This window comes from Paracoccus sp. J56 (assembly GCF_019633685.1).
Lineage (GTDB): Bacteria > Pseudomonadota > Alphaproteobacteria > Rhodobacterales > Rhodobacteraceae > Paracoccus > Paracoccus kondratievae.
Map to the genome: position 1 here is coordinate 13,544 of NZ_JAFL01000002.1, position 23,503 is coordinate 37,046.

23 protein-coding genes and 2 tRNA genes are annotated in these 23,503 nt (G+C 63.1%); 14 read left to right on the forward strand and 11 right to left on the reverse strand.

The annotated features are described in order from the left end of the window. Nucleotides 1–17: 17 nt before the first annotated feature. Nucleotides 18–677 carry an alpha/beta hydrolase gene (locus M511_RS01540; RefSeq protein ID WP_010398164.1) on the reverse strand — a complete coding sequence of 220 codons (660 nt, stop codon included), beginning with the start codon at nt 675–677 and terminating at the stop codon, nt 18–20. Nucleotides 678–843: 166 nt separating this feature from the next. On the opposite strand from M511_RS01540, the gene M511_RS01545 reads away from it, so the two are divergent. The 8 genes from M511_RS01545 (at nt 844) to zapE (ending at nt 9,459) form a co-directional block, all read left to right on the forward strand. Then, the gene (locus tag M511_RS01545; protein WP_010398162.1) at nt 844–1,302 is read left to right on the forward strand and encodes a Fe-S cluster assembly transcriptional regulator IscR; all 459 of its coding nucleotides are present in this window, start codon (nt 844–846) and stop codon (nt 1,300–1,302) included. 3 nt (nt 1,303–1,305) lie between these two features. Further along, nucleotides 1,306–2,328: a Gfo/Idh/MocA family protein gene (locus M511_RS01550; protein ID WP_085501180.1), complete on the forward strand. Its 1,023-nt coding sequence runs from the start codon at nt 1,306–1,308 to the stop codon at nt 2,326–2,328. Between the two features lie 106 nt (nt 2,329–2,434). Beyond that, nucleotides 2,435–3,541 (forward strand): carboxynorspermidine decarboxylase, encoded by a 1,107-nt coding sequence (gene nspC, locus M511_RS01555; RefSeq protein ID WP_085501181.1) that lies wholly within the window; start codon nt 2,435–2,437, stop codon nt 3,539–3,541. A 46-nt stretch (nt 3,542–3,587) separates the two neighbouring features. After that, complete coding sequence (locus tag M511_RS01560) at nt 3,588–4,811, forward strand: saccharopine dehydrogenase family protein (RefSeq protein ID WP_085501182.1); 1,224 nt, start codon at nt 3,588–3,590, stop codon at nt 4,809–4,811. 130 nt (nt 4,812–4,941) lie between these two features. Beyond that, nucleotides 4,942–5,955: a GlxA family transcriptional regulator gene (locus tag M511_RS01565; protein WP_085501183.1), complete on the forward strand. Its 1,014-nt coding sequence runs from the start codon at nt 4,942–4,944 to the stop codon at nt 5,953–5,955. 128 nt (nt 5,956–6,083) lie between these two features. Next, nucleotides 6,084–7,397, forward strand: a complete 1,314-nt coding sequence (locus M511_RS01570) for an MFS transporter (RefSeq protein WP_085501184.1) — start codon at nt 6,084–6,086, stop codon at nt 7,395–7,397. Between the two features lie 277 nt (nt 7,398–7,674). Further along, complete coding sequence (locus tag M511_RS01575; RefSeq protein WP_010398150.1) at nt 7,675–8,283, forward strand: DUF6778 family protein; 609 nt, start codon at nt 7,675–7,677, stop codon at nt 8,281–8,283. 72 nt (nt 8,284–8,355) lie between these two features. Next, complete coding sequence (gene zapE / locus M511_RS01580; protein WP_085501185.1) at nt 8,356–9,459, forward strand: cell division protein ZapE; 1,104 nt, start codon at nt 8,356–8,358, stop codon at nt 9,457–9,459. Here the strand turns inward: zapE and M511_RS01585 are convergent. Together M511_RS01585 and accD are read right to left on the reverse strand one after the other, a co-directional pair. Continuing rightward, a complete protein-coding gene (locus tag M511_RS01585; protein ID WP_139824519.1) occupies nt 9,456–10,724 on the reverse strand; it encodes a bifunctional folylpolyglutamate synthase/dihydrofolate synthase in 1,269 nt (422 codons plus the stop codon). The two genes, zapE and M511_RS01585, sit on opposite strands and share 4 nt — an antisense overlap. Nucleotides 10,725–10,741: 17 nt before the next feature. Beyond that, nucleotides 10,742–11,677, reverse strand: coding sequence for an acetyl-CoA carboxylase, carboxyltransferase subunit beta (accD, locus tag M511_RS01590; protein ID WP_010398143.1), 936 nt, complete (start codon nt 11,675–11,677; stop codon nt 10,742–10,744). Nucleotides 11,678–11,791: 114 nt separating this feature from the next. Between accD and cls the strand changes: the two genes are divergently transcribed. The 4 genes from cls (at nt 11,792) to M511_RS01610 (ending at nt 14,961) form a co-directional block, all read left to right on the forward strand. After that, nucleotides 11,792–13,195, forward strand: coding sequence for a cardiolipin synthase (gene cls, locus M511_RS01595; RefSeq protein WP_240547510.1), 1,404 nt, complete (start codon nt 11,792–11,794; stop codon nt 13,193–13,195). A gap of 11 nt (nt 13,196–13,206) precedes the next feature. Continuing rightward, nucleotides 13,207–13,530 (forward strand): 4a-hydroxytetrahydrobiopterin dehydratase, encoded by a 324-nt coding sequence (locus tag M511_RS01600; protein ID WP_085501187.1) that lies wholly within the window; start codon nt 13,207–13,209, stop codon nt 13,528–13,530. Nucleotides 13,531–13,777: 247 nt separating this feature from the next. Continuing rightward, a complete protein-coding gene (locus M511_RS01605) occupies nt 13,778–14,563 on the forward strand; it encodes a DUF6478 family protein (protein ID WP_085501188.1) in 786 nt (261 codons plus the stop codon). Between the two features lie 14 nt (nt 14,564–14,577). Continuing rightward, nucleotides 14,578–14,961 (forward strand): hypothetical protein, encoded by a 384-nt coding sequence (locus M511_RS01610; protein ID WP_010398134.1) that lies wholly within the window; start codon nt 14,578–14,580, stop codon nt 14,959–14,961. 19 nt (nt 14,962–14,980) lie between these two features. On the opposite strand, the gene M511_RS01615 is transcribed toward M511_RS01610, so the two are convergent. Together M511_RS01615 and M511_RS01620 are read right to left on the reverse strand one after the other, a co-directional pair. Then, nucleotides 14,981–15,700, reverse strand: a complete 720-nt coding sequence (locus M511_RS01615; RefSeq protein ID WP_010398131.1) for a GNAT family N-acetyltransferase — start codon at nt 15,698–15,700, stop codon at nt 14,981–14,983. After that, nucleotides 15,697–16,437, reverse strand: coding sequence for a competence/damage-inducible protein A (locus M511_RS01620; RefSeq protein WP_010398129.1), 741 nt, complete (start codon nt 16,435–16,437; stop codon nt 15,697–15,699). The genes M511_RS01615 and M511_RS01620 overlap by 4 nt, the downstream gene beginning before the upstream one ends. 114 nt (nt 16,438–16,551) lie before the next feature. Between M511_RS01620 and map the strand changes: the two genes are divergently transcribed. Beyond that, nucleotides 16,552–17,355 (forward strand): type I methionyl aminopeptidase, encoded by an 804-nt coding sequence (map, locus tag M511_RS01625; protein WP_085501189.1) that lies wholly within the window; start codon nt 16,552–16,554, stop codon nt 17,353–17,355. A 46-nt stretch (nt 17,356–17,401) separates the two neighbouring features. Here map and M511_RS01630 read toward each other — a convergent pair whose 3' ends face one another. After that, nucleotides 17,402–18,424, reverse strand: coding sequence for a LacI family DNA-binding transcriptional regulator (locus tag M511_RS01630; RefSeq protein WP_010398125.1), 1,023 nt, complete (start codon nt 18,422–18,424; stop codon nt 17,402–17,404). A 98-nt stretch (nt 18,425–18,522) separates the two neighbouring features. On the opposite strand from M511_RS01630, the gene M511_RS01635 reads away from it, so the two are divergent. Further along, nucleotides 18,523–18,599, forward strand: a tRNA-Arg gene (locus M511_RS01635). 179 nt (nt 18,600–18,778) lie between these two features. On the opposite strand, the gene M511_RS01640 is transcribed toward M511_RS01635, so the two are convergent. The 5 genes from M511_RS01640 to M511_RS01660 all read right to left on the reverse strand — a co-directional run bounded on the left by M511_RS01640 (nt 18,779) and on the right by M511_RS01660 (nt 23,461). Next, nucleotides 18,779–19,063, reverse strand: coding sequence for a hypothetical protein (locus tag M511_RS01640; protein WP_010398122.1), 285 nt, complete (start codon nt 19,061–19,063; stop codon nt 18,779–18,781). A gap of 228 nt (nt 19,064–19,291) precedes the next feature. Beyond that, nucleotides 19,292–19,367 (reverse strand) — tRNA-Thr (locus M511_RS01645). 52 nt (nt 19,368–19,419) lie between these two features. Next, nucleotides 19,420–21,177, reverse strand: a complete 1,758-nt coding sequence (locus M511_RS01650) for a heme biosynthesis protein HemY (protein WP_085501190.1) — start codon at nt 21,175–21,177, stop codon at nt 19,420–19,422. A gap of 10 nt (nt 21,178–21,187) precedes the next feature. Further along, nucleotides 21,188–22,657 (reverse strand): COG4223 family protein, encoded by a 1,470-nt coding sequence (locus tag M511_RS01655; RefSeq protein ID WP_085501191.1) that lies wholly within the window; start codon nt 22,655–22,657, stop codon nt 21,188–21,190. 96 nt (nt 22,658–22,753) lie between these two features. After that, complete coding sequence (locus M511_RS01660; RefSeq protein ID WP_085501192.1) at nt 22,754–23,461, reverse strand: uroporphyrinogen-III synthase; 708 nt, start codon at nt 23,459–23,461, stop codon at nt 22,754–22,756. Between the last annotated feature and the right edge of the window lie 42 nt (nt 23,462–23,503).

Here is a 23,503-nt window from a genome sequence, read left to right on the forward strand (position 1 = left end):
GCCCGGCCCCGCAAGTGTCAGCGCGTGGTTTCAGTCAGACGGCGGCGGACATAGGCCTGAACCGTCTCGATCATCGGCTTCATGTGGACTTCGTCATCGCGGAAGAAGTGGTCCGCGCCCTCGATTTCCTCATGGGTGATGGTGATGCCCTTTTGCTCGCGCAGCTTGCCGACCAGCGCGTGAACATCCTTGGGCGGAGCGACGCGGTCAACAGTACCGTTGATGATCAGCCCCGAGGACGGACAAGGCGCAAGGAACGAAAAATCATACATGTTCGCGGGCGGCGCGACCGAGATAAAGCCGGTGATCTCGGGCCGGCGCATCAGCAGCTGCATGCCGATCCAGGCGCCAAAGCTGAAGCCCGCGACCCAGCAGTGCTTGGAGTTCGGGTTCATTGCCTGCAGATAGTCCAGCGCGGCCGCCGCGTCCGACAGCTCGCCGACGCCCTGATCGAATTCTCCCTGGCTGCGGCCGACGCCGCGGAAGTTGAACCGCATGACGGTAAAGCCCATGCGATGGAAGGCATAGTGAAGGTTATAAACAACCCTGTTGTTCATCGTCCCGCCATATTGCGGATGCGGGTGCAGAACGATGGCGATGGGGGCATCAGGATTGGGTTGCGCGTGATAGCGCCCCTCAAGACGACCTTCGGGACCGGGGAAAATCAGTTCAGGCATGGGCTTCCTTTGAAACTCGGGTTTCTTGACCCTGTGGCGGCGCGGCTCTAGATCGTCAATCTGGGAAGCGCGCCCGTCATAGGCAAGACGCATTCAAAGACGGCGGTGGCCGATTAGCCTTTGGTTAGCGCCTCGTCAATCCGTTTGCGCCAGGAGGAGATGCAAGATGAAACTATCCACCAAGGGGCGTTATGCAATGGTCGCCTTGGTCGACCTGGCCACAGCCCAGGGCGATGATCTGACCTCGCTGGCGGAAATCTCGCGTCGTCAGGACATCTCGCTGCCCTACCTTGAGCAGCTGTTTGTACGCCTGCGCCGCGCGGGCCTGGTCGATTCCGTGCGCGGCCCCGGCGGCGGCTATCGTCTGGCCCGAGCGCCTGAAACCATCCGCGTCGCCGATGTGCTGGAAGCGGTGGACGAAACCGTCAGCGCACTGCATGTCGGGGCGGGCGTGTCGGGCGGCGTCTCGGGCTCGCGGGCGCAGACGTTGTCGAACCGGCTGTGGGAAAGCCTGTCGGCACATGTCTATGTGTTCCTGCACAACCATACGCTGGCGGATGTGGCACGCAACCAGCTCTTGCCCTGCCCCGCCCTGCCCAAGATCCTCTCGATCGTGGACGACTAAGCCATGCGGGTTCTGGTCGCAGGTCTGGGCAATATGGGACGCAGCCATGCGGTTGCGTGGCTGAAGCAGCCGGGGGCCGAGATCGTCGGCCTCGTCAACCGCTCTCCGGTCGAACTGCCGCCGGAACTGGCCGCCATTCCGCAAAGCCAGGATTATCACGAAGCGCTGCGGCGCCTGCGGCCGGATGTCGTGGTCGTCGCCACCTATTCCGACAGCCATGCCGAATATGCGCTGGCCGCGCTGCGGGCCGGGGCGCATGTCTTTGTCGAAAAGCCGCTGGCCACCACGGTCGAGGATGCCCGCCGCGTCGTCGAATGCGCGCAAGAAACCGGGCGCAAACTGGTCGTCGGATATATCCTGCGCCACCATCCCAGCTGGCAGCGCCTGATCACCGAGGCACGGGCACTTGGCGGCCCCTATGTGTTCCGCCTGAACCTGAACCAGCAAAGTTCGGGTCCCACCTGGCAGGTGCACAAGGCGTTGATGCACACGACACCGCCCATCGTTGATTGCGGCGTACATTATGTCGATGTCATGTGCCAGATCACCGATGCCGCGCCGGTTGAGGTCCGCGGCATGGGGCTCCGCCTCTCGGACGAAATCGGGCCGGACATGTATAACTATGGCCATTTCCAGGTGCTGTTCGAGGACGGCTCGCTTGGCTGGTATGAGGCCGGCTGGGGGCCGATGATGTCCGATACCGCATTTTTCGTAAAAGATGTGGTCAGCCCGCGCGGCGCGGTCAGCATCCGCATGCCCGAAGATGCGCGTTCGGACGATATCGACACCCACACCCGCACCTCGACCCTGCGCCTGCACCGGGTCGGCGAACCTGATCAGGATATCTCGATGCAGGGAGAGCCGGGCCATCAAGAGCTTTGCGATGCCGAGGCCGCTTTCATGGCCCGCGCCATCGCCGAGGACATGGATCTGTCGCGTCACATGCAGGACGCAGTCTCGTCGCTGGCCGTCTGTCTGGCGGCTGATGAATCGGTGCGCACCGGCCAGCCGGTCCGATTGCGCTGATCTGTCGTCACGCGGCCGTCACGCTTTCTTGCGAAATGCGGCGCGTGGCCCTAAATGAGCCCTTCGTTTCAGCTTTCACGGTCGCCAGACCCAGAGGACCAGCGCCATGTCCGATCTGCAGACCCCCTATTACGTGATCGACCTCGCCCGGCTGCGCGTGAACATGGAGCGCATCCAGCGCCTGCGTGAACGCTCGGGTGCGAAATGCCTGCTGGCGCTGAAATGCTTTGCAACCTGGTCGGCCTTCGACTTTATGCGCGAGTTCATGGACGGCACCACCTCGTCCAGCCTGTTCGAGCTGCGGCTTGGCCATGAGGAATTCGGCAAGGAAACCCATGCCTATTCAGTCGCCTGGGCCGATCACGAAATCGACGAGGCGCTGGGTTACGCCGACAAGATCATCTTTAACAGCCTGGGCCAGCTTGACCGTTTTGGGGCCAAAGCGGCTGAACGCGGCATCACCATGGGGCTGCGGCTGAATCCGCGCTTTTCGACCTCGGGCTTTGATCTGGCCGATCCGGCACGCCCCTTTTCCCGCCTTGGAGAATGGGATCTTGGCCGGCTTGAACAGGCGCTGGACCGCATCAGCGGCGTGATGATCCACTATAATTGCGAAAACGGCGATTTCGACCTCTTTGACGCCCAGCTTGGCCGGATCGAAAGCGAATTCGGCGCCTTCCTGGAAAAGCTTGACTGGGTCAGCCTTGGCGGCGGCATCCATTTTACCGGCGAAGGCTATCCGCTGGACCGGCTGGCCGACCGGCTGAAGGCCTTTTCGCAGCGATTCGGCGTGCAGGTCTATCTTGAACCGGGCGAGGCCAGCATCACCCGTTCGACCTCGCTTGAGGTGACTGTGCTTGACCTGATCCACAACGGCAAGGACGTCGCCATCGTGGACAGCAGCATCGAGGCGCATATGCTCGACCTGCTGATTTACCGCGAAACAGCGAAACTGCCGCAGGACGGCGCGCATGTCTATCAGATCGCAGGCAAGACCTGCCTTGCAGGCGATATCTTTGGCGAGGGCCGCTTTGCCGAGCCGCTGAAGGTCGGCGATCGGATCAGCATCGCAGACGCAGGCGGCTATACCATGGTTAAAAAGAACTGGTTCAACGGCGTCGCAATGCCCGCAATCGCCATTCGCGACGAGAACGGAACGATCCGCGAGGTTCGCCGGTTCTCTTACGACGATTACAAAGCCAGCCTGTCCTGATCAGGCGCAAGCCATCCCCTTTCCCAGCCCCGAAAAGGAGACTGAATTGGCCAAGAACGTGCTCATCATCGGCGCCGGCGGCGTCGCCCAGGTGGTCGCGCATAAGGTGGCGCAGAATGCCAAGGAATTCGGAACGCTGCATATTGCCAGCCGAACACCTTCCAAGGCCGATAAGATCATCGCGAGCATTCGTGAAAAGGGCCATGAGGTCGAATTCACCGCCCATGGGCTTGACGCCATGGACAGCAAGGCTGTCGCCGATCTGATCCGCAAGATCGACGCGGGAATCGTCATCAACGTCGGCTCGGCCTTTATCAACATGACGGTATTGCAGGGCTGTATCGAGACCGGTGCAGCCTATCTCGACACCGCCATTCACGAAGACCCGGCCAAGATCTGCGAAACGCCGCCTTGGTATGCCAACTACGAATGGAAGCGCCGCGAAGATTGCGAAAAGGCCGGGGTCACCGCCATTCTGGGCGCGGGCTTTGACCCGGGTGTGGTCAACGCCTATGCGCGCCTCGCCGAGGATGAATATTTCGACAAAATCGACTCGATCGACATCGTGGACATCAACGCCGGTTCGCATGGCCGCTATTTCGCCACGAACTTTGACCCCGAGATCAACTTCCGCGAATTCACCGGCACGGTCTATTCGTGGCAGGGCGGCGAATGGCGTCAGAACAAGATGTTCGAGGTCGGCCGCGAATGGGATCTGCCGGTGGTCGGCAAGCGCACCGCCTATCTGTCAGGCCATGACGAGGTACACAGCCTTTCCGCGCGTTATCCCCAGGCGGATGTCCGCTTCTGGATGGGCTTTGGCGATCATTACATCAACGTCTTCACCGTGCTGAAGAACCTTGGACTGCTATCCGAACAGCCGGTCAAAACTGCCGAAGGACTTGAGGTCGTGCCACTGAAAGTGGTCAAGGCCGTGCTGCCCGACCCGGCGAGCCTTGCGCCCGATTACGAAGGCAAGACCTGCATCGGCGATCTGGTCAAGGGCACGCTGAACGGCAAGCCGGGCGAGGTGTTCATCTACAACGTCGCCGACCACAAGGACGCCTATAACGAGGTGGGCAGCCAGGGCATCAGCTACACGGCGGGTGTGCCGCCGGTCGCGGCGGCCATCCTTGTCGCGCGCGGCATCTGGGATGTGAAAAAGATGGTCAACGTCGAAGACATGCCCGCCCGTCCCTTCCTTGAACTGCTGGGCGAGCTGGGGCTGCCCACGCGCGTGATCGACGCCACGGGCGATCATCCGCTGTAAGCGCGAACCCGGACCGGCAACCCCGTGGCTGCCGGTCCTTTTTCCGCCTTTCGCCTGATCGCGCGGCGGCTCTTCCTAAATAAATAAAATATGGCATGATTGCGACGTCATCTATTGGTGAATCACGTCAATGTCTGAACATGCCTCTTCGCCTGATCCCAACCAGCCCCGGCTGCGCATCGGCTTTCTGCTGACGCCGCGCTTTACGCTGTCAGCCTTTGCAACCTTCGTGGACGTGCTGCGGCTGGCAGCAGACGACGGCGATGGTTCGCGCCCGATCCGCTGCCGCTGGCGGGTGCTGTCGCCCGACATGGCACCGGTGCAGTCCTCGTGCGGCATGCGCATCGAACCTGATGAGCGGTTGGGCGATCCGGCCCGCTTTGACTATATCGTCACCGTGGGCGGGCTTATCGACGGAGGCCCCGGCCTGTCGCCTGAACAGGTCACCTTCCTTCGCCGGGCCGCTGCGGCACGGGTCGCGCTTGGCGGGCTTTGTACAGGCGTCTTTGCCTTGGCCCGCATCGGGCTGATGGACGGCTATCGCTGCTGCGTCAGCTGGTTCCATCATCAGGACTTTCTGGCCGAATTCGAAAAAATGCGCCCGGTCTCGGATCAGATCTTTGTCGTGGACCGCGACCGGCTGTCCTGCTCGGGCGGGGTCAGCGCCGCGCATCTGGCGGCCTTTCTGGTCGACCGTCACCTTGGCCGCGCGGCAGCACGCAAGGCACTGTCGATCCTGATGATCGACGAACCGATGGAGGGCGACCGCCCCCAGCCCGGCCTGCCACTGGAGCTGAACGCCCACGACCCCCTTGTTCGCCGTGCTCTGCTGGCGATGCAGCAAAACCTGCATGCCCCACTGCCCATTGCCCGCATTGCCCGCGATCTGGGCGTCGGGCGGCGAAAGCTGGAACGGCATTTCAACGCCGATCTAGGCATCCCGCCCGCCGATGCCTCGATCCGCATCCGGCTCGCACAGGCGCGGATGCTGCTGGCGCGCACCGACCGCACCGTTACCCGGATCGCCGAAGAAACCGGCTTCTGCGACGCGTCGCACCTGATCCGCGTCTTTCGTGAGACCGAGGGCACGACCCCCGATCTGTGGCGCCAGAACCGCAGCATGACCGCCGAAGAGGGTGCCTGACCGCTCTCTGTCAGGGGCGTCAGCAAAACGCATCACCTTGCGCCAAACCGCCCGCGCAAGGGCGTTTTTCTATGGACATCGCGGCCCATGTCGCAACACTTTCCCATCGAAAATAGCGGAGGCCGGTCATGAACCTGACCCTTGACGAAGCTCTGAGCCAGGGCGGCGCGGGCCGTTTTCAACAACGCCTGCTGGGGATTTTTGGGCTGGTCTGGGCAGCTGACGCTATGCAGGTCATCGCCATCGGCTTTACCGTCGCCTCGATCGCGGCAAGCTTTGGCCTGACCGTGCCGCAGGCGCTGCAAACGGGTACGCTGTTCTTTCTGGGCATGTTCGCGGGTGCGACGCTGTTTGGGCGCATCGCGGACCGTATCGGGCGGCGCAACGTGCTTTTGCTGACCGTCGGATGCGACGCGGTCTTTGGCCTCGCCTCGGTCTTTGCCCCCGATTTCTGGTCGCTGATGCTGCTGCGCTTTCTGACCGGCATGGCGGTCGGGGGAACCCTGCCCGTCGATTACGCGATGATGGCCGAGTTCCTGCCACCCCGGAACCGGGGGCGTTGGCTGGTCTGGCTGGAGGGATTCTGGGCCGTGGGTACCATCATCATCGCGCTGGCGGCATGGGTCGCACATCTGGCGGGCGCAGCCGAACCCTGGCGCTGGATATTTGCCGTCGCTGCCCTGCCGGCGCTGATCGGCATCTGGCTGCGTCTCTGGGTGCCGGAATCACCTATGTATCTGCTGCGCAAAGGTGACGAAATCGCGGCGCGTGATGTCGTAAACCGTGTCCTGACCGCGAATGGCGCGCGCGCCCTGCCCTCTGACACCCGCCTTGTCGTACCAGCCGCCGCCCCTGTCGAGGCCCGGCTCTTTGGGCCCGAATTGCGCAACCGCAGCCTTGGGATCTTTGCGGCGTGGTTTCTGGTGTCGCTCTCCTATTACGGGGTGTTTGTCTGGCTGCCGGCAGAGCTTGCCAAGGACGGCTTTGGCTTTGTGCGTGGCTACGGCTTTCTGGTGCTGATGGCGCTGGCGCAGCTGCCGGGTTACGCGCTGGCGGCGCATGGCGTCGAAAGCTGGGGCAGAAAGCCGACCTTGCAGATATTCCTGCTGCTCAGCGCGGCGGGCTGCCTGCTGTTCACCGTTGCGGGGAACCCCTGGCTGGTCGCAGTGTCGCTGCTGCTGATGAGCTTTGCGCTGCTTGGCACATGGGGTGCGCTTTACGCCTATACCCCCGAGCTTTATCCGACCGGCCTGCGCGGCACCGGCATGGGCACTGCCAGCGCGGTGGCCCGGGTGGGCGGGCTCCTGGCGCCGTCGCTCATGAGTTATGTTGCAGTGCGCGACTTTGGCACCGCCATCGGCATCTTTGCTGCGCTGCTGCTGCTTGCGGCCATCGGCACGCTTTTTATCCGGGCCGAGACACGCAACCAGTCCATCGTCTAAGAAAGACTACACTGACTGCCAGGCAGGGTGCGCTGAACCCCTTTCCGAGTCATGCAGGAATCGCTTGCGTACTGGAAATACAGGATTATCCTTGACGAAGGCCGTGGAATAATTTCCCCGGCCAAAGGGCGGCGCAAGCGGTGCCCTTTGTGGGAGGCGCTTTTCTGATCCGTACTGATTGTATGATCAGGGTCATGCCAAAGGGCCTTGACGCAATGTCTGGAGGCTGGCGCATGCGACCCGCGATTCATCAATCACGTCTCAATGAGGATCACCCATGTTGAAACCCGCCATTCTGGCGCTGGGTCTGGCGTTCGGCCTTGCCGGTTGCGCCACCACCTGGGAAACCGCCTATGAACAGCTAGATCCGGCTCAGACCGCGAACTGGCGTGTGGCCTCGGTCGAGGTCGCCGTGCCCGAGACCCTGACCACCAGCGAGCAGAACACCTATGTCCCCGATTTCGATATCGTCTGGCATGGGGAACCGGCCGGAGACCGTCGCGCGCAGGTCGCGGCCATCGTCAAGGAAGGTATCGAAAAGGGTGCGTCAGGCCTGCGCGGCAAGAACCGGGTCCGCATCGTCGCAACGCTAAGCCAGTTCCACGCCATCACTCCGGTGGTGCGCGAGAACCTGCAAAGCTCGGGCGTGCATAACATCCACTACACCGTTCAGGTCTTTGACGCCCGCACCGGGGCCGCTTTGACCGAGCCTCAGCCGATCAAGGCCGAACTGCCCGCGCTTGTCGGACAGGCAGGCGATGCAGCAGACGCCAGGGGCCAGACACAGCGCGTGCAGATCGTGAACCACATCGCATTGGTCACGCAGAACTGGCTGGGCCGCGGTGGACCCGATCCGCGCGGCGCCTTCCAGCGCCGCGGTCGCTGAACCTTAGAAAAATTCACAGGAAATCCGGAACCGGCCCTTGCGGGCCGGTCCTTTCTTTGGCAGGGGGCGGATATGGTAAGCGTATCCGAACTTTACGAGGCCCGCGTTACAGCGGGGCAACTGGAACCGGACTCTGCCCAGCGTGGCGTTCTGCCGATGCTGGACCGCGTCGTGCGTGAACTGGGCCAGTCGCCACAACCCATCACCCACAAGACCGGCTGGTTTGCCCGGTTGCGCAGCGCGCCCCCCGCGCCTGCCCGCCAGGTCAAAGGGGTTTACCTTTGGGGTGGGGTTGGGCGCGGCAAGTCCATGCTGATGGATCTGGTTATGGAAGCCGCGCCCCTGACGGCCAAACGCCGGGTGCACTTTCACGAATTCATGCAAGAGATCCAGGCAGCACTGGAAGAGGTGCGCAAGACCGGACAGCAGGACACCGTTCGCCCGGTAGCCGAGAAAGTCGCGAAAAGCGCGCAGCTGCTTTGCTTTGATGAGATGCAGATCACCGATATCGCGGATGCGATGATCGTCGGGCGGCTGTTTCAGGTGCTTTTTGACAAAGGGGTCACGGTCGTCACAACATCGAACCGGGTGCCCGAGGATCTGTACAAGAACGGGCTGAACCGTCAGCTTTTCCTGCCCTTCATCGGGCTGATCCGCGATCGGCTTGACGTAGTCGAGCTGGCCAGCGCCACCGATCACCGCCAGAACCGTGATGAGGGCGGGCAGGTCTGGTTCATCCCCGCCGATGCCGAAGCCCACGAACAGATGGACGCGCTGTGGCAGGCCGAGATCGGTGGCGCGGCAAGCTCTCCGCTGATCCTTGAAGTCAAGGGACGCAAAGTCGAACTGCCCGAGCATACCGGCCGCATGGCGCGCGCAAGTTTCTGGGATCTTTGCGGCAAGCCGCTGGGTCCGGGCGATTACCTTGCCATCGCCGAGGCGCTGGATCTGCTTTTCATCGACGCGATCCCGCGCCTGTCGCAGTCGAACTATAACGAGGCCAAGCGCTTTGTCACATTGATCGACGCGCTGTACGAAGCCCGGGTGCGGCTGATTGCCAGCGCAGCCGACGAACCCGAACGGCTTTACGCCGAGGGAGAAGGTGCCTTTGAGTTCGAGCGTACTGCAAGCCGCCTGCGCGAGATGCGCGACGCCGATTGGGGGCGGCGCGCCTAGCCGTTCTCGCGCAGCACCTGCCCCGCAAGGTAAAGCGAGCCGCAGATCAGGATACGCGCACCCGGCTGGTCCACCGCCAGCCGCTGTACCGCCGTCAGCGTATCCGCTGCGGTCGCGGCCGAAAGACCGACCGAGGCAGCGGCCACGGCGGTTTCTTCTGCGGACAGCGTGTTCGGCTCACCCGGGATAGTCACGGCGGTCAGGCTTTGCGCCACACCAGCAAGCGGGCGCATATAGCCTGCGACATCCTTGGTGTTCAGCATCCCGCAGATCAGATGCGTCGGCTTGCGCGACATTGCGGCAAGGGTCGCGGCCACGGCCTCTCCGCCCGCCGGGTTATGGCCACCGTCAAGCCAAAGCTCGCACGAGCCCGCCGCCTCGATCAACGGGCCGTACTGCAGGCGCTGCATGCGGGCCGGCCATTCGGCCTCGGTCACGGCGGCGCGGGCTTCGATACGGCCAAAACCAAGCTCGCGCAGCGCAGCAATCGCCGTGCCAGCGTTCACGATCTGATGCGGCCCGGGCAGGTTCGGCAAGGGCAGATCCATCAGCCCATGATCGTCCTGATAGATCAGGCTCGTCCCCTCGCGCCGGCTTTCCCAGTCCTGACGGCCGATGCGCAGGGGGGCGGACAGGCGCTCGGCTTTTTGCTCGATCACCTCGCGGGCAGCCGGGTCCTGCGGCGCAACGATGCAAGGCACGCGGCGCTTGAGAATACCAGCCTTTTCGCCGGTGATATCGGCCAGCGTCTCGCCCAGATACTGGGTGTGGTCGATACTGACCGGAGTAATCACCGTCAGCGCCGGGTTCTCGATCACATTGGTTGCATCCAGCCGACCGCCAAGCCCGACCTCCAGCAGCGTATAATCAGCAGGCACGCGCGAAAAGGCAAGAAAGGCAGCCGCTGTGGTGATTTCGAAAAAGGTGATCGGCTCACCGCCGTTCGCGGCCTCGCACTCCTCAAGCGTCGCGGCCAGATCCGCCTCAGAGATCAGCGAACCGGCAAGGCGGATGCGCTCATGAAACTGCGCCAGATGCGGCGAGGTATAGGCATGCACACGCTTGCCAGCGGACTCCAGCCCGGCGCGGATCATTGCCTGAGTCGAGCCTTTACCATTGGTCCCGGCAATATGGATCGCGGGCGGGATGCGGCGCTCGGGGTTGCCCAAAGCGCCAAGGATGCGGTGCATCCGGTCCAGCGACAGGTCGATGACCTTGGGATGCAGCTGCATAAGCCGCGCGAGGATAGCGTCGGACGAGATCATCGCGATCTGGCCATCGCTTAAGCGGACTGCTCGTCAGCCCCGGCGGGCTGGTCCTGATCAGCCGAAAGATTGCCCGGCGCAGGCAGATCCGCCGCGACCGGAGCGGGCAACCCGCCCAGCATGCGCAGGATCGAGATCAGCTCTTCGCGCAGCTTCTTGCGGTGGGTGACGCGGTCCAGCATCCCGTGCTCAAGCAGATATTCGGCGCGCTGAAAGCCTTCGGGCAACTTTTCGCGGATGGTCTGCTCGATCACGCGCGGGCCGGCAAAACAGATCAGGGCGTTCGGCTCGGCAATCTGGATATCACCCAGCATCGCATAAGATGCAGTGACGCCGCCGGTCGTCGGATGGGTCAGGACGACGATATAGGGCAACCCCGCCTCTTTCAGCATCTGCACTGCAACCGTGGTGCGCGGCATCTGCATCAGGCTAAGAATTCCCTCTTGCATCCGCGCGCCACCAGCGGCCGAGAAAAGAACCAGGGGACGCTTGAGCTTTACTGCCCGCTCGGCCGCCGCGATGATCGCGTTGCCGACATACATGCCCATTGAGCCGCCCATAAAGGAAAAGTCCTGTGCGGCGGCGACAATGGGGGTGCGGCCCATCTCGCCCTCGGCGACCAGCATCGCCTCTTTCTCGCCCGTGCTTTTCTGGGCAGCCTTCATGCGGTCGGGATATTTCTTCTGGTCGCGAAAACCCAGCGGATCGGTGATCGGCTCGGGCACCTTGACCTCATTAAAGACACCGCCGTCAAACAGCGCGGCAAAGCGCCGGCGCGGGCTGATCGCCAGGTGGTGATCGCAATTGGTGCAGACATTCAGGTTGTCCGCCAATTCACGGTGGAACAGCATGGTTCCGCATTCCGGGCATTTCGTCCACAAATTCTCGGGCACCTCGCGCCGCGAGAACAGCGAATTGATGCGCGGACGGACATAATTGGTAATCCAGTTCATCGGCGGGCCCCCTGCGCTGCGTTCAAGGCCGTCAGATAGGCAAAGCGGTGCCGAATTGCAATTCCGGCCTGTCCGGGCTTTGATGCAGTCATGTGGACTGAAGCCCTTGTGTTCATGCATTACGTAGCTGCGCTGACCGTCTCGGTCCGCGTGCTGCTGCGACCCCAGCTTGAGCCGACAGTCCGTCTGTCATGGCTTTTGGTGATCGAACTGGTGCCGCTGATCGGCATTCTGGCCTATCTGCTTTTTGGCGAGATTCGCATTCGCGGCGCCGAGGCCGAGACGATGGCGAACGTCCGCTCGCATCTTTCCGGCCTGTGGCAGCCAAGCCCCGAAGAGCTGAAAACCCTGCCCGATTTTGCCGCACCGGTCATCAAGGCGAATCGGGCCACGACCGGTTTTGCCGCCGTCGCCGGCAACCGCGCCGCCCTTTTGCCCGAGGATGACAGCGCCATCTCGGCCCTTGTCGAGGCGATCGACGGGGCAAACGATCACGTCCACATGCTGTTCTATATCTGGCTTGACGATCCTTCGGGCCGTCAGGTGGCCGAGGCCGCGATCCGTGCCGCCCAGCGTGGCGTCAAGGTACGCGCGATCATCGACGCTTTCGGCTCGCGCGCCTTCAGCCGCTCAGAGGCATGGGCACGAATGAAAGAGGCGGGTGTTGAATGCGTTATCGCCCTGCCGCTGAGGATCCCGGTAATCGGGATGCTGTTTCAGCGCATGGACCTGCGCAATCACCGCAAGATCGTGGTGATCGACCACATCCTTGGCTTTACCGGCAGCCGGAACTGCGCCGACCGCGCCTTTGCCATCAAGCCGCGTTACGCACCCTGGATCGACGTCTTTCTGGCCATCGAAGGTCCAGTGGTGCGCCAGATGCAGGCGGTCTTCTTACAGGACTGGATGAGCTATACGGGCGAGGATCTGGGCGAGATGTTACGCATGACCCGTCCGGTCACCGCCCCGGGCGAGGTGGCGCAGGTCGTCGCCACCGGTCCTGATGAGCGGCGCGGTTCGCTATCGGATTGCATGGTGACGATGATCCATGCCGCGCGTGAACGGCTGGTCATCACCACCCCCTATTATGTGCCCGACAGCTCGCTTGATTCGGCGATCCGCATGGCGGCACGGCGGGGCGTCGACGTGACGGTGATCCTGCCCGAGCGTAATGATTCGCTGGTCGTGCAGGCAACTTCCGAGGGCTTTTACTATGGGCTCGTCTCAGCCGGGGTAAAGCTGCGGTTGTTTCAGGGCGGTCTTTTGCATTCCAAGATCATCACCGCCGATGGTCGCATGGTGATGCTTGGCAGTGCCAATATGGACCGCCGCAGCTTTGAGCTGAATTACGAGATGAACATGCTGTTTCTGGGCGGCGACATCACCGAACGGCTGGACGAGCGTCAGGACGGCTATATTGACCGTTCGCGTCCGCTGGAACTTGACGAGATTCGCAGCTGGTCGGTCTGGAGACGACTGCGCAACAACCTTCTCGCGCTGGCCGCGCCGATCCTGTGACGGAGGCTTTGATGACCGGACTGGACAAGGGCAGGATCGTGGATGGCGCCCCGGCGCTAACCCCCGATGAGCTGGACAAGGCGATGGCCGCCCTGCCCGATTGGCAACTGGCCCAAGACGGCAAGGCCATCCACCGGGAATGGCGCTTCAGGAACTTCAAACAAGCCGCACAGCTCGCCAATCTGGCCGCATGGCAGGCCGAGGCGGCCGGGCACCATCCCGATATCGCCTTTGGCTGGGGCTTTGCCCGGATCACCTATTCGACCCATTCAGCAGGGGGCGTGACCCGGAATGACCTGATCATGGCCGCCCGACTGGACGCTGCGACGCGCTAAACCCTGAAAGGCCCCTTGCCGCAGCGGCTCACCGGCCCTATCCAGAGCCAAGCCTAGGGACAACGCCATTGAAAATCCTCCGCATCAACAAGCCGTTCACGTCGAGCTGTCTTACCCTGGGCAATGCCGCATGTGCAGGTACTGCGCGATGGAAGGATGGCAGAGCACGACGTGATTGCGCAGTCACCGCCCCTACGGGCATGGCGGCTGAAACCCATGTAAAAATGGATCAGTGACAGGAACCAGTATGGCAATACGTCCAGACAAATGGTTGGAACGCAGGGTCCGCGAGCGGGCACTTCAACAATGGACCCGTCTGGGTAACGGGGTAGGCACGCTCAGCTCAGCCAGTTTGCGGCATCTGCGCAACGATGCGATAGCCTTGCGAAGCCGCCTCGACCGTTTTCTGATCCGGGCTGATGAACGCGCGGCAAGGTCGCGCGCGGCACTTGACGCGCTGCACCTGCCCGGCGGCACCGACTGGCGCTGGCGGCCTGAATTCATGGCTGCCCCGGTTTCGCCCCATGGTGTGGCCGAGCCCGAAAACGGCGCCCAGCTGGGCGAAGGCGTGGCGGTATGGCACGATTGCCCGGAAAAAGCACTGATCATTGAACAGATAGCCAACACCGGCGCCAGCGACCTGTCGCCCTTTGGCGTCCGGCTGGAGGTGTTTGGCTTCGCGGGCAGTTTCCTGTCGATGTCTGTCGACCTGCCGACCGCGGCCTTGCTGGGCCTGACCCGCGGCCATGTCGTGCGGCTTGAAACCAGCATCCGGGTCGAGCGTCCGCTAAACATCTATGCCCGCCTAAACATCGGCCATGGGCCGAACACCGATGACATGACGCTGCATGTTGGCGGTTTGCAGCCCGGTCAGTTCGGTCAGCAGGTGATCGAATTCGACCTTGCCTACACGCCCATGAACGAAAAGCGGCTGGAAAAGATCTGGCTGGATCTGATCTTTGAATCCCCCCGTATGAATGCAGTAGATATCCGTGAATTGTTCCTTTCCCGCCACCTGCGGGCCGAGTTCTGAGTAAAGGCATCTCTATGAGCGACTTTGAATCCCATGAGTTGAAGGGCGGCATCTGGCAAGGCGTGATCCGCCGTGACGAACGGCCGGGACGGCTGGTGCTTGTCCATATGGGCTGCCGGGTGGCAGAGGCGCAGATCAAGCCCGAGGCCAAGGGGCACTGGCATGTCGCGGTCGGCATCCCGACCGGCCGGCTGTCGGACGGGGTGCAAAGTTTTCTGCTGGTCGAGGATCAGGGTGCCGAGGGCGAACCGCCCCGGCCCGACGCCCGGCAGCTTGGCAGCCTGACGCTGGTTGCAGGCGAGCTGCTGCAAAACGACCTGCGCGCCGAACTGAGCTTGCTGCGCAGCGAGCTGGAGCTTGTCAAGAAAGAGCTGCGCCGCCTTGCAGCCGACGGCTGACGGGGTGGGCCCAGGCCCTTCAGTCTTTGCTCCAATAACCGTAGCCACCCAGTTCAGCAAAGCCAAGCCGATCATAGGCCGCCCTCGCGGCCGTATTGGCGCGGCTGACTGCCAGCGCCAGCCGGTGGGCGCCGCCTTCCTGCGCCCATTCCGCCGCAGCACGGATCAACCAGCCTGCCATGCCCTGCCGGCGCAGCGCAGGGACCACCTCGATTGCGTGTATCATCGCAACCGGCCCGTCCAGCGCCACAAACGCCGCGCCCGCCGCACGGTCCTGCATCCGGCCCAAAAGCGCGGTCTTGGGCAGGTCAACGCGCTGCATCACCTCCTGCCGCGCCGCAGAGATATTGCCCGCACTCCAGATATCGCGTTGCATGGCAAGCGGCGGCCATAGCGGAAAGGCCAGCATCGGCGGAATCGGCTCGGCAAGCAGCGTTGCACAATCGGCGGCAAGGATCGCGGTAGGTGTACCGTGTCGATACCCCTGCCCTGCCAAAACCTCGGCCAAAGCGGTATCGTCATCGGCAACGCGAAACATCGGTCGTTCGCCCCAACCACGCTGCACAGCCTCGGTGCGGGCAATGTCGCCCGCGTCCCAGTCATGTTCGACCGCACGGACAGAGCTGACCCGTCCGCCGCCGCCCTTGCCGCGTCCGACCTCAAAACCGCCAACACGCATATATTCGGCGGCGGGCCATGTCGTCTCAAAGGCGCGGGCGATATCGGGGTCAGCGATCACAGAGCCAGCCTTTCGCGCAGCGCCGTCATGGCATCGGTCACGCGCCGTTCATCTATTCCACGAATGACAAGATTGGTTCCATAACGTTGCCCCCGTTGGAAAGGATAAGAGCCAAGGGACAGATCCGGGAATGCCTCGGCCACTTCGCGCAGATCGTCGGCGACATCGGATTCGGGACGCAGAACCTCCAGCGCCTCACTGACCGAGGGGCGCCCGGTCGGCAATCCGGGCACGATCGCCTCGACCATGGCGCGAAAGACCTCGGGTACACCGGCCATGACATAGGTGTTGCCGATATGGAAACCCGGTGCTGCTGACCACGAGTTCGGGATCAGCTCGGCCCCCAGCGGAATGCGCGCCATGCGCAGCCGGTTGCCGGTGACCTCGACGCCGCGCGCTTCCCAGCGCTCGACCATGACGCGGCGCGCTTCTTCGTTGATTTCGATCCCGACGCCAAAGGCCGCAGCCACGGCATCGGCGGTGATGTCGTCATGGGTCGGGCCAATACCGCCGCTGGTGAACAGCATGTCCCAGGCACCGCCCAGCGACTTGTCCAGGGACCTGATCGCCGCGACAATATGATCGTGGTCATCGCCGACGATACGGACTTCGCGCAGGTCGATTCCGATGCTGTTAAGAACCTGCGACAGGTAATGGGCATTGCCCTCACGCGTGCGGCCGGACAGGATTTCATCCCCGATGACGAGGATTGCGGCAGTTGGGTTGTCGGATTGCATCGCTGCGCTTCTCCTCGCGAACGGGTCCTTTCGCAAATGTATAGGTCCGCGCGCGGGGCTGGAACAAGTGCCGCCATGGGACTATCTGTGGGGGCAGACGAATATGAGGACGCCATGAACGACGCACGCCAGACCCGCGAGGGAATCCGTATCCACGACCCGCAGGATTTTGCTGGCATGCATGCAGCCGGCCGGATCGCGGCCCAGATCCTTGATGAGGCCGGCCCGCTGGTCCAGCCCGGCGCCACCACCGGCGCGCTTGATGATTTCATTCGCAACCGGGTCGAGGAACTGGGCGCGACCAGCGCCACCATCGGCTATCGTGGCTATCAGCATGCCAGCTGTATCAGCGTGAACCATGTCGTCTGCCACGGCATTCCTGGCGACAAGGTTCTTGCCGACGGTGATATTCTGAACATCGACGTCACTGTGATCGTGGACGGCTGGTATGGCGACAGTTCGCGGATGTATGTCGCCGGCAGGCCCAGCGTCAAAGCGCGCCGGCTGATCCAGGTCACCCATGATGCGCTGATGAAGGGGATCGAGGCCGTCCGGCCCGGCGCAACCTTTGGCGATATCGGCTGGGCGATCCAGTCCTATGTGGAATCGAACCGCATGTCGGTGGTGCGCGATTTCTGTGGCCACGGCCTTGGCCGTACCTTCCACGCCCCGCCTAATGTGCTGCATTTCGGCCGTCCCGGCAAAGGTCCGGTGCTTGAGGAAGGCATGTTCTTCACCATCGAGCCGATGGTGAACCTTGGCCGCCCCGAGACCAAGATCCTTGCCGATGACTGGACTGCCGTCACCCGCGACAAATCGCTTTCCGCCCAGTTCGAACATTCGATCGGTGTCACCGCGACGGGCTACGAGATATTTACCCTCTCGCCCGGCGGGCTGTTTTTCCCCGAACTTGGTTAAGTTTTCAGGGTAGCCCCGGAAACGAGGCTGCCGTTCCCCACCGGCCCTACGGATTTTCCCGGATCGTATCGCCGTGCAGAATGGTCGGAGCCAGCACAATCTGGCCATTTTCAGGGCGCGGCTCTTTGCCCGCAACGATCCGTGCCGCGCGTCGGCCGACATCAATACGCCGTGCATCGGTGGTGGTCAGCCGTATCGGCAGCCCGTCCAACAGCTCGACACCATTGAACCCGGCGAGCCCCAGCTTGCCGGGAATGTCATAGCCGCGCTCCATGCACCAAAGCAGCCCCCCGGCCCCGATCATGTCGTTCGAGAAATAGAGGAAATCCAGATCCGGCTCGCGGGTCAGGATCCGCTCGGTCAGTTCGCGCCCCTTCAATAGCGACGAACCACCCTGGTAGTATTCGCGCGCCGCAAGCTGCACGCCATGCTCGCCCAGCCGCTCTTCAAATCCGGCCAGCCTTTTGCGGGCGCGGTGATCTTCGGGCATATGGGTCCCGATAAAGCCGATGCGACGATAACCGGCAGCAAGGATCTCATCCGCCATCTCGGCCCCGGCGCGGCGGTGCGAGATGCCGACGGCGGTGTCGATCGGATCTCCGTCGACATCCATGATCTCGACCACCGGCAGGCCGGCGTTATCGAGCATTGCCCGCGCCGCCTTGCTATGCTCAAGCCCTGCAAGGATCACCCCCGAAGGGCGCCAGCTCAGCATGTCGTACAGCACTGCATCCTCACGCGAGGGGCTGTAATTCGTCACCCCGACCACCGGCTGCAACCCGGTATCGTCAAGCTCGGCCGAGATCCCGCCAAGCACGTCGGGAAACACCATATTGGAAAGTGAGGGGATAACCACGGCAACCAGATTGACGCGCTGGCTGGCCAACCCCCCGGCAATCTTGTTGGGGACATAGCCCAGTGTGCGGGCAGCGGTCAGCACCTTTTCACGCGTGGCAGCCGAGACATCGCCACGGTTGCGCAGCACGCGGCTGACGGTCATTTCCGACACGCCCGAGGCTTCGGACACATCACGCAATGTCAGGGGACGGCGGGGTCTTTTCGTGTTCATCGCAACTACCAGGACGCAATCATGTTACCGTTATCTTCTCCATCCGGTCGCGGCAAGCTTGCCATTTCGCCCCTTGCAAGGCAAAAGGGCGCTTAAGCGGCCCCGTGGCTCAACTGGATAGAGCAGCCCCCTCCTAAGGGGCAGGTTACAGGTTCAAGTCCTGTCGGGGTCACCATCCTCCTGATAGAGAGCATGAGCTGGCCTAGCGATGATGCACGGAGGCCTAGCTTTGGCCCCTTTAGGATAAGCGGCGCCGTGGAACCCGCGACGCCCTCTATTCTTTGACCAAACGGCCGGACGAGACCCTGCCTCAGAGAAAGCCCCGAGGCGAAGGTCACATGCCCTGCCCTTCTTTCAGGCTTTACGGCGCCGCGTAACGACAAAGGTCGCAGCTGCGCCGATCAGGCCAAAGAACACCCACGTATAGGGCAGAATGTCGGCCGTTTCACTGCGGATCGGCAGCACAGCCACCGTTCCTGGCCGGGTTTCGTAACCGGGTTTTCCCTGCGCCTGAGCCTCGGCGATCTGCTGGGGAGAGACGACCCATTCCGCATTTCTTTTCTTGTCCCTGATCATCGCGCCCGCGCTGATGACGATGCCGACAATCAGGGCGATGATCAGGCGTTTCGTAAGGGTCATCCCGTAATCCTTTGAATTATTGCGTTTCGCCTGCGATCCACAAATCAGCGCAGCAGGCGGCAGTCTTACGAGGTGCTGCGTAATCACCCCGGCAAGGGACCGCAATACGATTACGCCCACCGGTATGGAAACGCAGGAGGTGCATTCAGCGACACGCAAGCAAGCCGGGCGACTAAAAAGAGAAAACCCACGCAACCGATTGACGGTGCGTGGGTTTTCTCTGGTTCATGGTGCCGCTGAAGGGACTCGAACCCCCGACCCCATCATTACGAATGACGTGCTCTACCAGCTGAGCTACAGCGGCATCTTGTACGCCGCGCCAGATAGCAGGTTCCCGCGCGGACGAAAAGGGGGGATCAGAGTTTTTTCCCCGTATTCGTCAAGACATCCTCTTCTGGCGGCTCGACATCAGGACGCACCGGCAGAACGTCGCCCCCGACCGCAGGCACAGGCTTGCGCGCAACTTCGGGGGCGGCGGGGGCTGGCTCGGGCTCCGGGTCCGGATCGGTAACGGTCATCGCTGGCTCAGCCCCGCCAACACCGGAGGAAACGCGGCGATAATCCGATTCGCGCGGCACCATCCCCGGCGAAACATCCGGTATCTCGACTGGCGCGGCAGCCACCTTGGCCACGGCCGGGTCAGAGCCGATCAGCCCCGGCTCTGCCGGGTGCGGTGCAGGATCGAGGGAGGGAACATCGACAGAAACAGGCGCCGCCCCAGCCCCTTCAGGCTTGCTTCCGACCAGCAGCGGCAGCATCTCAACCCCGTTCGGGACAGGTGCGCTCCAGGCCGGTGTCTCGGGCTCGCGCCAGGTCAGCGTATCGAACCCGCCACAGCTGTCGCAAGTCGGAGACCAGTCGGCCATGACGTTGTGGCACTTGTCGCAGACCCATTGCGGCCCACGGCTTGCAACCAGCGCCCGGGCCAGAATGCCACGCACCACCGCATCATCAGAACCCTCGCCCCGTTCGACCGCGGCAAGGATCGACAGCGAACGCACCGTCGGATGCTTCTCGGCCAGATCGCCCAAGGCGCGCCGTGCGCCGGGAAAGTCCTCGACAGCAAGCAGCAGCTCTGCCCGCAGAAGTTTGGTTTCCTCGTGATCGGGGTTCTGGCGCATAAGATCTTCGAAGCGGCGCAGCCGGGCGGCCGGCTTTTCGTCGGGGGCGATCTCGGCATAGGTCGCCGCAACCGAGGGATGAGGCCGGACGCTCCAGGTTTTCTGCAGCACCCGGCTGGCGTTGCGCGCGTCGTTTTGTGCGATATAGCTGCGCGCGGCCAGAACCGCCGCCGGAATCAGGTCCGGGCTGGCGCGGTTAGCCGAAATCGCCGCCTCGCGGGCGCTGATCGAATTGCCCTGAGCCAGCACCTCGGATGCCTCTTTCAGCGCCAGAACCGCATCGCGGCGGATATGAACATCCTTGGGCAACAGGCCCTGCTGGCGCTTGTCCTTCAGAACCGCGCGCGCGCCTTTCCAGTCGCCTTCACGCGTCTGCAGCTGCAACAGCGTATCCTGCAACTCGGGATGCTTCGGTCTCAGCGCGTAGGCTTTTTCGGCCAATTTCAAGGCAGTTGTGGTATCACCTTCATCCAGTTTCTGCCGCATCAGACCACGAATACCGACAAAGCGGGTACGCTGGTCAGACAGCAGACGACGGTAGATCTCGCCCGCCTTGCGGCTATCGCCGGCAACCTCAGCGGCCTGCGCGGCCAGCAGGTCGGTGACATGGGGCTTGTCAAGGAACTTGGCCGCTTTGGCTGCCTTGTCCTGCGCAAGCTTGCCCTCGCCCGAGGCGACGGCAAGCATCCCTTCGGACAGAGCCTCATAACCCTTACGCTCACGCGAGCGGGCAAAATAGCGATTGATCGCGGTCTCATCGCCCAAAAGAAAGCGCATGAATGCCAGCAGTATGCCAAGGATGCGCACCAGCGCCCAGCCCAGCAACACCACGATCAGCGCCGCGATGATCAGCTGTACCGGACCCAGGGTGTATTCGGTGCCGCCATAGACCATGCTAAGGCCGCCGCCGGTTTCCGATAGCTGCATAGCCCCCAGCGCCAAGACCAGAACTATGGCAAAAAAGATCAGTATTTTCAATGCCGAAAGCAGCATGGCGCGCCCCTTACATGCTGCCCGCGGCCAAAGCGGCCAGCGCGGCATTAGCTTCGATCCACAGCCCGGCCGAGGCGGTCCAGTCCGCCATCGCCTGCTGCCCCGATTGGGGCAGGCTGGCGATTTCTTCCAGCGCACCCTTGATATCGCCGGCTTTCACAGCAGCATCGGCACGTGACAGGATGGCGTCGGGATCGTTGCCTTCGCGCGGCTCGACCGAACGCGCGCCAGTCTGCACCCGCAAGAAATCACCGATCATCCCCAGCGCGCCATTGCTGCCTTGCACCTCTTGCAGCGCAGCGGCCAGCCCCTCACGCGCGGCGGCGGGAAAGTTTGCGCGCAATTGCTCAAGAGTCGGCACATCCCCGGTCAGCACTGCCGGAGGCTCGACCCCAGCCGCGCGCAGACCGGCAAGCGCCTGATCGCGTTGACCACCAGTCTCGATCGCGGCGCGCAATGCAGCGGCAGCCGTAGCGGCCTGAGCGCGACGGTTCGCGGCCTCGGCATTGCTTTGAAGATCGGCGGCCTGGGCCTCAGCCGCAGCGATGCGCCGCTCCGCCTCTTCGGCGGTGGCAGCGATCTGGTTGCGCAGCGCCTCGGCTTGCGCGGCAAAGCTCTGCATCTGCTCGGCGGTCGCGCCGCCGCCAACCCCGCGTGAGGCAAGCTCATCAATGCGTTGCTGCTGCGCCGTCAGCTTAGCGGTCAGTTCATTCAGAAGCTGCTGCAACTCGTCACTGTTTTCGCCAGACACCACCGGGGCGACAACAGGTCGGGCATTCAGATCAGCCAGCGATTTTTCCAGCACTGCCAGTTTTTGCTCCAGCGCCGACAGGGCCTCGGCATCGCCACCCTGCTGCTGCGGAGCGTCGGCCAAAGCCTGCCGTGCCGCATCCGCGCCCGCATCGGCAGCGCGGGTGGCAAAAGCTTCGGCCTGAGTTTGGATTTCTGCCCGGGCGGCCTCAATACCAGCCTCGCGGGCGGCAGCAATCTGTGCCTCGGTCGGGGCGGATTCGCTTGCACCGGACTGCCACGCCGGGGGCAGATGCGGGATCGCCCACCATGCCGCCGCAGCGCCAAGACCGGCAGCGACGACACCGCCGACAAAGGTAGGCACGAAACCGCCCTTGCGCACCTCAACCACGCGGGTTTCGACCTTTGCTGGTCCAGAGGGGGCGGTTGATTTTGCCGGAACTGGCTCAAAGGTGATGGGCGAAGGCGTTTCGGCAGGCTTGGGGGCGGCCGGTTTCGATTCGGCTGCCGTCTTTCCCGCATCGGGTTTGGGCGCCGCAGCAGCCAAAGAACCGCCTTTACCAACCAGCACTGATTCGACCGGCGGCTTGGACTCAACCGCTGCTGCCGAGGCCCCCTCGCCCGAGCTGACCGGGCGGCTGTCGATAGCCGCGCCCGAAACTGCCTTTTTCTTTCCGTCTTTTCCGGGGCTTGCCTTGTTTTCGCTGGAATTGATCTCTGGCTTTTTCACAACTCTTCCCCGTTCCCTTTCACATCGCGGCCCGCTGCGGGGGGCTATGGTCCCGCCGTCCTGCACCTGCGATCATGCCTGGCTCCGGCAGGCAGTCTAGTCGCCGGGACGTGGGGCCTCAACCCGCCCTCGCGCGGATTGTTCCGTCGCAAGCAGACGCGAGAGGGCATGGCAGATCCCGTCGGCATCGGGGGTCGGGGCAAGTTCTATGCGACTCGCCGGCCCCAGCCACGCACCCCGCGCCGCCGCGCTGATCGGGGCCAGCCACAACGGGGCCTGCGCATCCTCAGCCTGCGGCGATAAAAGCCGCGCCGAACGTGGCGAAAATAGCGGCAAAAGCACCGGCGCTGACCCGGCAAGCACCTCTTTTGCCTCGGCGTTCAGCCGCTCGGGCGCCTGATCATAGACGACCATGCCCGGCACCGGCAATCTGCGGGCGACATGAGTGCCGTGGGGATGCAGCCAGCCGTCATCCAGACCTTTCAGCAGCGGCATCATCCGCTCGGCGTCCCCGGGCCCGACGGTTACTTCATAGCCCGCTGCCTGCGCGGCCTCGGCCGTGGCAGGCCCGACGCAGATCGCGGGCCGCCCGCGTCCCGGCCCAGCCGCGGGGACCGCGTTGACCGAGGTAAAGACCAGTCCCCGCGCAGCACTTAACCGCACCGCATCATGCGCGACCGGTATGATGCGCAGCACGGGTGAGATCACCAACCTGACACCCGGCAGATCAAACTCTGCGGCAAATCGCCGCGAAGCTGGCTCGGGCCGGGTCAAAAGCAGGATAGGCTGGGGGTTGGACGGCATGGCAATCGCTCGGGCAAGATGCTACTTCCCCTCTGCCTAGGC